Genomic DNA, 8,520 nt, shown 5'->3' on the forward strand with positions numbered 1-8,520 from the left:
GGAACTCGCCGCGCACGGCATGCCATTGCTGGTCTGGGTCATCTCACCGGCGATCTGCGGCAACATCCTGGCACACCACGCGTCCGACGAGATGAAGCAACGCTGGCTGCCCGCGATCGCCGACGGAACCAAGATCATGGCGTTCGGCCTGACCGAGCCCGACGCCGGATCCAACAGCCACAACGTCAAGACCACCGCGCTACGCAGCGAAACCGGTTGGGCCATATCGGGTTCCAAGTACTACACTTCGGCGGTCGATCAAGCCGACGCAATACTCGTCGTCACCCGCGACGCCGAGCACTCGACGCCCGAGAAAAGCGCGCTATCGCTATTCGTGGTGCCCACCCACAGTCCCGGGCTGTCGTTCCAGCAGATCGACACCTCGATCGTGTCGCCGGATAAACAATTCACGTTGTACTTCGACAACGTTCAGGTCGGGCGCGATGCCCTGATCGGAACCGCCCGCAACGGACTTCGGCAGGTGTTCGACGGACTGAACCCCGAGCGGATCTTGGTCGGCGCCCTGTGCGGTGGCATCGGCCGCTACGCGATTGGCAAAGCGGCCGCGTACGCCAAAGAGCGTCAAGTCTGGTCCACCCCGATCGGCGCGCACCAGGGCATCGCCCATCCGCTTGCCGAAGCGCACATCGCGGTCGAGCTGAGCCGGATGGCCACCGTCCGCAGCGCCGAACTCTTCGATGCGGGCGAAAACGCCGCCGAGGCTGCCAACATCGCGAAGTTCTCCGCCTCGGAAGCCGCGCTTAAGGCGCTCGACCAAGCGATCCAGACCCATGGCGGTAACGGCCTTTCCCACGAGTACGGGCTGTCCGAGTTGTGGTTCGTGACACGCCTGATGCGCACCGCGCCGGTCAGCCGGGAGATGGTGCTGAATTACATCGCCCAGTCGTCACTGGGTCTCCCCCGCTCCTACTAGATTCTGAAGAGGAAATCTTAGTGAGCACAGCGCAATTCGACGTCATCGTCATCGGAGCCGGTGCCGGTGGCCTGTTCACCGCCGCCCGCCTCGCGCATCAGGGCTACCGAACTCTGGTGGCGGAACGTCTCGACAAGGTCGGCGGCCGTGCCTCCACCGATGACATCGACGGCTTCAAGGTCAACAACGGTGCCATCGTCATCGAGGTGGGCGGCATCACCCAACAGACCTGCGAGGAGGTCGGCGCACCGTTCGACATCCGCGAACCCAAACCGCCGCTGCTGTATCGCATCGGCGGCAAGGATGTCGACGTCACCGGCGGCGGCTGGGGTTTGCTACTCGGTAAACTCAGCCGTCAGGGCGCGAAGTTGGTGAAGGGTATCGGGGCGGCACGAAACGACTCGGGCTTACCCGAAGACGAGATCTCCACAGCCGAATGGGTTTCGCGTTACACGAAAAACGAAGGCGTGCATGGCATCTTCCGCAACATGTGCGCCTCGATTTTCGCCGTAGGTTCCGAAGATCTGCCGGCGCGGGTATTTCTCACTTACTTCACCCGCAAAAGCGCGTTCAAACGGTTCGGGTTTCACCCGGAGGGCACCATCGGGTTATGGCGAGGCCTGGCGAGCGCCATTGAGTCCCAGGGTGGTCAGGTGTGGCTGTCCACGCCGGTCGTCACGATCCTTTCCGACGGCACCACGGTGACCGGGGTGCAGGTGATCCGCGACGGCGCGACCATCACCGCGAACGCGCCGGTCGTGGTAAGCGACGTCGGCCCGGCCACCACCATCAAGCTGCTCGGCGAAGACAACGTCCCAACCGATTACCAGGATCTGGTGAAGAAAGGCGATCGGCCCACCGCCATGATCTCGGTCAACTTCGCCAGCCAGGAGCGATTGGTCAACGCGCCGGGGATGCTGAGCTTCGCCAAATCGCGGCGTCTGGCCTATATCGCCAACTTCACCGACACCTGCCCCGAGATGGCGCCGCCCGGGTGGAATCTCTACGTCGGCACCGCGGTACCCAAGCCGTCGATCGGCGATTTCGACGACGCCGCCGAGACCGAACTGCTGCTGCAGGACCTGCGCGACACCATCGACCGATTCGACGAGCGCGCCAACATCCTGAACATCGCTGTCACCCGCGATGATTGGCCGCCGCAGCGGGCGGTCGCCGGATATGATCTACCACAGGAAACGCCATTCGCGGGGTTGTGGAACGTCGGCGATGCGGTCAAGGAGTACGCCAACGGCGGCACCACAGCATGCGCCGAAACGGCACAGCTCGTGGTCGACAAGATCGTCGCAGCACACCAGCCAGCTGCGGTCGCGCGCTAGCGCCTGCGGAGCGTGTCAGCGGCCCGCCGCGGTCTTGGGGGTGCGTTTGGTGGGACGCGGCGCGGGCGGCGCAGCGGACAGGCCGTTGCGTACCAGGACTTGAGCATTCGACACAACGGTGTCCACCGAACTGCGGCGGGGATCGAACCACTCCGTGCACCAGTTCAGCGCACCGATCACCAGTAACTGAGCGAGCCGAGCGTCGAGATCGTTGCGGAGTTGACCGTCTGCGCGTGCTTCGTCGAACAAGCGCCGCCAGATCCGGCCGTAGCCAGCTTCTTCTTTGAGCTGGCGTGTCCGCAGGTGCTCGGGGATTTGCCCCGCGTTGCGAATCGATGCGGCGGCATAGTCCGATAGCTCGAGCTGATGGCGCAGGTGCGCCTCGACCGCTGCCAAGATCTTGTCGATGGACGAGGTCTGCGGCGGCAGTGCGTCCAGCGCGGCCTGCAAATGCCTACGCATGTCGGCGATCCCGGCGTACATCACCTCTTCGATGAGATCCTCACGCGACGGGAAGTAGTAATAGATCGCCGGTGCCTGAAGCTCCGCGTAGTCGGCGACATCGGACAGCCGGGTACCGGCATAGCCCTTCTGGCTGAGAACGTACGCAGCGGCGTTGAGGATGCGACTACGGGTGAGTGCCGACTTGGAGAGCGCGTCGGCGGGTGCGGCGTTTTGCCGCACCACCGATTTTTTAGTCACGATTCGATTATAGGCGAAACCGCCACGACCGCAGGCGCAGTCGAAGCCTACGCTGCGGACAGGTCTGGCAGGGCGGCCATGCAGATTTCGTGAGCTTCAGCGGGATCGATTCCCATTGCGCGTAGCAGGAGTTCGGCGGTGGAGGTTCCAGCGTCGCGCCATGTCTGATGACCTTCGAGCACCATCCACATGGCGCTCACGGTGGCGCCGACGGCCAGCGAGGCGATGCTGTCGATGCTGGACGTGCCGATGTCGTATCGGCCGGCCGCGATGCCGGCCTTGATGTCGCGCATGGGCGGTCCGGCCATCACGGCCCGCAACGACTCCTCGGTAAGGCCGAATCTGACGGCGAAACGGCCCATTACCGGGTTCTCGTGAGCGTAGCGGACCCACAGCCGCAGTCCGGTGGCCAGCCGCGCCGCGGGATCATCGATATCGGCAAACGTCGCCGCCACTCTCTGGTGCAAGTCCGCGCTGAACTCCGCGACGACGCGATCGAACAGGTCCTCGACCGATCCCACATTGCGGTAAAGCGTGCCCCGGGCCACGTTGGCCTCCTGGGCCAACTCGCTGACCGTTAGCTGCGTCGTCCCCTTGGTGGTGAACAGTCGCACCGCGGCAGCGTTGATCCGCCGATCCGTCGGTGTTGTCATGCCCCTGCCCTCCAGTCGGGTTCGTACAGCCTGACCAGATAGTACATCTATGTTCTATAGATCAGGCGATTGAAGTTGAAACATCACTCTTGATCTATTTTGAACAATGGTGTTCAATAGTCCTCAATGCACTAGAGAAGGGCAAGACCGGTGAGCATAGCGACCAACATCGAGCAGGCGTCGTCGAGCGCCGAGGAGGTTCCGGTTGTGGTCGTCGGCGGTGGCCCCGTCGGCCTGACTTTGGCTTTGACGCTGGCACAGTATGGCGTGGCCGCGATCTTGGTGGAACGCAACCCATCGACGACCACGCACCCGAAGATGGACATCACCAACGGCCGCAGCATGGAATTGTTTCGCCACCTCGGGGTGGCCGACGAGCTTCGCAAAGTCGCTGTCCCCGAGGATCATCCGTTCGACGTGTCATGGGTGACTAACCTCGACGGATGGGAACTGGCGCGCTTTCGGTATCCCACGCCCGATCAGCGGCGCGCGCACATCCGCGAATGCGACGACGGCACAATGGCGCTCGAACCCGCAATGCGGGTGTCGCAAGCGCTGCTCGAGCCAGCACTCAAGAACATTCTGGAAACCCGAGCCCCGCAGATTGACATCCGATTCGGCTGGGCGCTGGAAACGTTCGCGCAAGACGCCGACGGCGTCGACGCGGTAATCCGCTGCTCGGCAACCGGCGAAACCCGCGCGATCCGTGCTCAGTTCCTCGCCGGCTGCGACGGAGCCGGGAGCATTGTGCGCACCGGATTGGGCATCGGACTCGACGACATCGATCTGCGACGTCTTGCGGTGCGCGAGCTCGGTATTGGCCGACTCGCGCCGGCGGCGATCCGGGCCTATTTCGCCGACCGCGAAAGACCGATGGACGGTCGGATCTTCCTGATCCATTTCACCTCGCCCAACCGTGAGCTATTCGAGCGGTTCGGCACTGCGTGGCACACCCAATCACCCGAGGGATGGACGCTGATCTCGCAGAATGATCGCGACACCTGGACACTGCACGCCCTCCTCGGAGCGGGTACCGACGCCGATGCGATCGACCCCAAGCAGTTTCTGTTCGCGAAGCTGGGCATCGAGTTCGACTGCGACATCATCTGCGCCAACGCGTGGCGCCCGCGCCTGTCACTTGCCGACAGCTATGGGAGCGGCCGGGTGTGGTTGGCCGGTGACTCCGCACACCAGGTCGTGCCGGCCGGCGGCTACGGCATGAACACCGGCGTCGGTGATGCCGTCGGGTTGGGCTGGATGCTCGCCGCGATCGTGCAGGGCTGGGGAGACCATCGCCTCCTCGAAGCCTATGAAGCCGAGCGTCGTCCGGTGGCGATCCGCAACCGGACAGCGTCGGCGCGACACACACTGGTGCGCCTGGCGATCAAAACCGCCTACCGCAAAGCGATTCACAATGAGGGTTGGAACGGGGAACGCCGCCGCCGGCGGCTAGGCCGGGAGATTCTGGATCTGGGCAATCTCGAAAACGAAGCCGACGGAATCGAATTCGGATACCGATACGACGGCTCTCCAATCATCCGCAATGAACCGCCGACGGCAACGGCCGATCACATGCATGCCTACACACCGGGCACCCGGCCAGGGGCGCGTCCGCCCAGCCTGTTTCTCGAGAATGGTCAGGCGATCTTCGACCTATTCGGGCTCGGCTTCACCCTGCTGCGTTTTGCCGACCTCGACGTCGACTCGCTCGCTGCCGCGGCAGCCGACCGCGGAATGCCGCTGAAGGTCGTCGACATCCGCGATGCTCACGCCCGCAGGCTGTATGAGCGCGATCTGGTACTGATCCGCCCCGACCATCACGTTGCCTGGCGCGGAGACACAATTCCAGACCAGCCGGAGATCATCCTCGATCGCGTCCGCGGCGCCGCAGCAACGCGGACACTTCCCACACCACGACCACACCTCGTCGACTCGACAAACTGAGGAAGCACCGATGACCAGAACGGCACACCAAGACCTGCACAGCGAACATGGCGCCAAAAAAGGCGAGCATCCGGGCCGATCACGCAACCCTGTCATCAAAGTCCATGACATCGCCTGGCTGGAATTCGAAAAGTCGGACCTGACCCGCGCGGAGGAGTTCGCGCGTGCATTCGGTTTCACCACCGTGTTGCGTACCGGTAGTGAGTTGCAATTGCGTGGCTCCGATCCTGGTGCGCCGTGCGTGCTCATCCGCCAGGGCGCAACCACACGCTTTCGCGGTATTGCCTTCACCGCACAGGATCAGGCCGACCTGCTGCGGTTGGAAGACGCAACCGGCGTCCGAACCCACCCACTACCCGACGCAATCGGCGGGCTGGCAGTCGATCTGGTCGATCCCAGCGGCATCCCCGTGCACGTCGTGGCAGGCACGCACCAGCTCGATGCGTTACCCACGCAGGCGCCGCACACGTTCAACTTTGGCGACAACCTCAATCGTGTCAACGCGACCCAACGGCCGCCACGCGTTCCTACCAGGGTCGAGCGACTCGGCCACGTCGTGCTGCAGAGCACTACGTACACCGAGGCGCTGAACTGGTATCTCGACAACCTCGGCATGATCGTCAGTGACTTCCAGTTCTTCCCCGGCCAACGTGGTCGCGGGCCGACGATGAGCTTCATCCGGTGTGACCGTGGCATGTCGCCGGCCGATCACCACACCGTGGCGCTAGCTTTGGGACCGACGAACCGCTACCTGCATTCGGCGTATCAGGTGTGTGATCTCGACGCGTTGGCCGCCGGCGGCGAATACCTCAAAGACCATGGCTACCACCGGTCGTGGGGAATCGGCCGCCACATCCAGGGCAGCCAGATCTTCGACTACTGGCGTGACCCGGACGGTTTCATGGTCGAGCACTTCGCCGACGGCGACATGTTCGACTGCACGCTCGAACCAGGATGGGCGCCGCTCACCGCCTCGGGGCTGGCCCAGTGGGGACCGCGGGCGACCAACGACTTCCTCGGCATCAACCCCAAATCAATTCCGCACGAAGCGCGAACGATGTTGTCCGCACTGCGCGGTGACAATGAATTCGGGCTCCGCAGCCTGATCGGCCTGATGAAAGTAGCCAAATCATGACCGTCTCTGTCCTTCGCACCGTCGACGCGTGGTGGGTCCAAACCCCAACCGGCGCAGTCAAGATCACCACCAACGCAACCACCACCGCTGAGTTGCTGGCCGACCGCGCCGCCATCGAGACCGCCACCCACAGCAGTGAAACGGTGCCGGTTGACAGCCTTCGGTTGGTCTCCCCAGTGACGAAGCCCTGTCGGGTCGTTGCCCAGATGACCAACTTCGCTTCCCATGTCAAGGACGCCGGCATGGATCCTAAAACCATCCCGCTGACGTTTTTCCGCAAGTCGTCGGCGTCGATAACCGGCCCGTTCGATGACATCGTCAGACCCGCCCATGTCCGATTCCTGGACTACGAGGTTGAGATCGGACTTGTCGTTGGCAGCGATATCCCGGTCGGCACAACTGTTTCCGAGTCGAGCTTGTCGGATTTCATCGCCGCCCTGGTTGTCACCAACGACGTTTCCGCCCGTGATATCCAGCTTCCGCAGACTCAGTTCTATGAAGCCAAGTCCTACCCCACCTTCACTCCGGTCGGCCCGGCCCTGGTACTGCTCGACGCCGACGAACTCAAGCGGTTCGGCGATCTGCGGCTGCGGCTGAGGGTCAACGGCGAACTTCGACAGGACATGGTCGTGGACGGTGACATGCTGTACAAGCCACTGCAGGCGCTGCAGTCACTGACCCGGTTCCAGGACCTCGCCGCGGGTGATGTGATCCTGACTGGCACCCCCGCTGGCACTGCGCTGAGTGCCCCGCCGAAGCCGATCGAGATTATCGGCTCACTGCTGCCACCCGCGGTGAAGTGGAGGGCCTTCTTCAAGCGGCAATCCGGTAACCCCAAGTATTTGCGCGATGGTGATGTCGTGGAGGCCACCATCGCCACCGACGACGGCGCCATCGAGCTAGGCGCCCAGCGCAACACGGTCAGGTATGCCTAGGGCCTGCGCCCTAACCTGTGGTATCAATCTGGTATCATGCTCGCCATGGGCATGACTCTGCGCACCAGCGATCAGCAAACAGAAGCTCTGCGCAAACAGGCTGCCGCCGAAGGCCGGTCGATGCAGGCCGTCGCGCTATCGGCCATCGACGAGTACATCGCACGGCGCACGCATAAGGCCAAGGTCGCCGCGGCGCTAGACCGCGTCGTGCGCGAAGAAGCCGGGGTCCTGGAACGGCTTAAAGACGCGTGACCGACTATCTAGACCTCGAAGACCTGCTCGACATCGCCCGCGCGGCCGTTGGCGGGGACCCAGAGGTCCGGGATTATGGCTTGCTCGAATCCGCTCTGGCGCGGCCCCGCGCGTCGGTGTTCGGCGCGGATGCCTACCCAGATCTGCACCTCAAGGCCGCCGCCCTAAAGCACTCCCTCGCGCGCAACCACGCGCTAGTGGACGGAAACATACGGTTGGCGTGGACAGCCTGTCGGACCTTTCTCGCTATCAACGGACAGTCGATTAGTGCACCTGAGGATGATCGCTTCGAATTCGTCATTCAGGTCGCCACCGGTGCGCTGGCCGATCTCGGCAAGATCGCCGACCGACTAAGGAGCTGGAGCTACCCGGAGGGTTGACTACGGGCAACGCTCGTTTCCTCAGTGTCATTGGCTCGTGCCCTCGGATATCAGGCGCAGTGCGGTGTCGTACAGCGCCCGGGCATGCAACTCGAAGAGCTCGAGCAGGTCCACAGCGTCGCCGCCGATCTCCTTGGCGATGTCGCGGAAACGGTTCGAGCACTCGACGACCTCAAGGCCGACGGCGTTGTGCTGCTGGCCAACAATGCCGGAGCGTATCCAGTACCCCAAGATCCGGTTCATTCTCA

9 protein-coding genes and 1 pseudogene are annotated in these 8,520 nt (G+C 63.4%); 7 read left to right on the top strand and 3 right to left on the bottom strand.

Annotated elements, in window-relative coordinates:
• On the top strand, positions 1 to 934 hold a 934-nt coding region (locus WAN71_RS08280), incomplete at its 5' end, for an acyl-CoA dehydrogenase family protein (protein ID WP_422224863.1).
• Between the two features lie 20 nt (positions 935 to 954).
• Entirely contained in the window at positions 955 to 2,271 is a 1,317-nt protein-coding gene (locus WAN71_RS08285) for a phytoene desaturase family protein (RefSeq protein WP_422224864.1), read from the top strand.
• A gap of 15 nt (positions 2,272 to 2,286) precedes the next feature.
• On the opposite strand, the gene WAN71_RS08290 is transcribed toward WAN71_RS08285, so the two are convergent.
• Positions 2,287 to 2,958 carry a TetR/AcrR family transcriptional regulator gene (locus tag WAN71_RS08290; RefSeq protein ID WP_422224871.1) on the bottom strand — a complete coding sequence of 224 codons (672 nt, stop codon included), beginning with the start codon at positions 2,956 to 2,958 and terminating at the stop codon, positions 2,287 to 2,289.
• A gap of 62 nt (positions 2,959 to 3,020) precedes the next feature.
• The gene (locus tag WAN71_RS08295; protein WP_422224865.1) at positions 3,021 to 3,626 is read right to left on the bottom strand and encodes a TetR/AcrR family transcriptional regulator; all 606 of its coding nucleotides are present in this window, start codon (positions 3,624 to 3,626) and stop codon (positions 3,021 to 3,023) included.
• A 150-nt stretch (positions 3,627 to 3,776) separates the two neighbouring features.
• Here WAN71_RS08295 and WAN71_RS08300 point away from each other — a divergent pair, with 150 nt between their 5' ends.
• The 5 genes from WAN71_RS08300 to WAN71_RS08320 are packed head-to-tail and all read left to right on the top strand — an operon-like array spanning position 3,777 to position 8,272.
• Positions 3,777 to 5,570, top strand: a complete 1,794-nt coding sequence (locus WAN71_RS08300; protein WP_422224866.1) for an FAD-dependent monooxygenase — start codon at positions 3,777 to 3,779, stop codon at positions 5,568 to 5,570.
• Positions 5,571 to 5,580: 10 nt separating this feature from the next.
• Complete coding sequence (locus tag WAN71_RS08305) at positions 5,581 to 6,705, top strand: VOC family protein (protein WP_422224867.1); 1,125 nt, start codon at positions 5,581 to 5,583, stop codon at positions 6,703 to 6,705.
• On the top strand, positions 6,702 to 7,640 hold the full coding sequence (locus WAN71_RS08310) for a fumarylacetoacetate hydrolase family protein (RefSeq protein ID WP_422224868.1): 939 nt from the start codon (positions 6,702 to 6,704) through the stop codon (positions 7,638 to 7,640). Before WAN71_RS08305 ends, WAN71_RS08310 begins: the two co-directional genes overlap by 4 nt.
• A gap of 45 nt (positions 7,641 to 7,685) precedes the next feature.
• Positions 7,686 to 7,892, top strand: a complete 207-nt coding sequence (locus WAN71_RS08315; RefSeq protein ID WP_422224869.1) for a CopG family transcriptional regulator — start codon at positions 7,686 to 7,688, stop codon at positions 7,890 to 7,892.
• A complete protein-coding gene (locus WAN71_RS08320) occupies positions 7,889 to 8,272 on the top strand; it encodes a type II toxin-antitoxin system death-on-curing family toxin (protein ID WP_422224870.1) in 384 nt (127 codons plus the stop codon). Before WAN71_RS08315 ends, WAN71_RS08320 begins: the two co-directional genes overlap by 4 nt.
• 27 nt (positions 8,273 to 8,299) lie before the next feature.
• Here the strand turns inward: WAN71_RS08320 and WAN71_RS08325 are convergent.
• Positions 8,300 to 8,520 (bottom strand): annotated as a pseudogene (locus WAN71_RS08325) (hypothetical protein); the annotation flags it as partial.

This window comes from Mycobacterium sp. (assembly GCF_049280035.1).
Lineage (GTDB): Bacteria > Actinomycetota > Actinomycetes > Mycobacteriales > Mycobacteriaceae > Mycobacterium.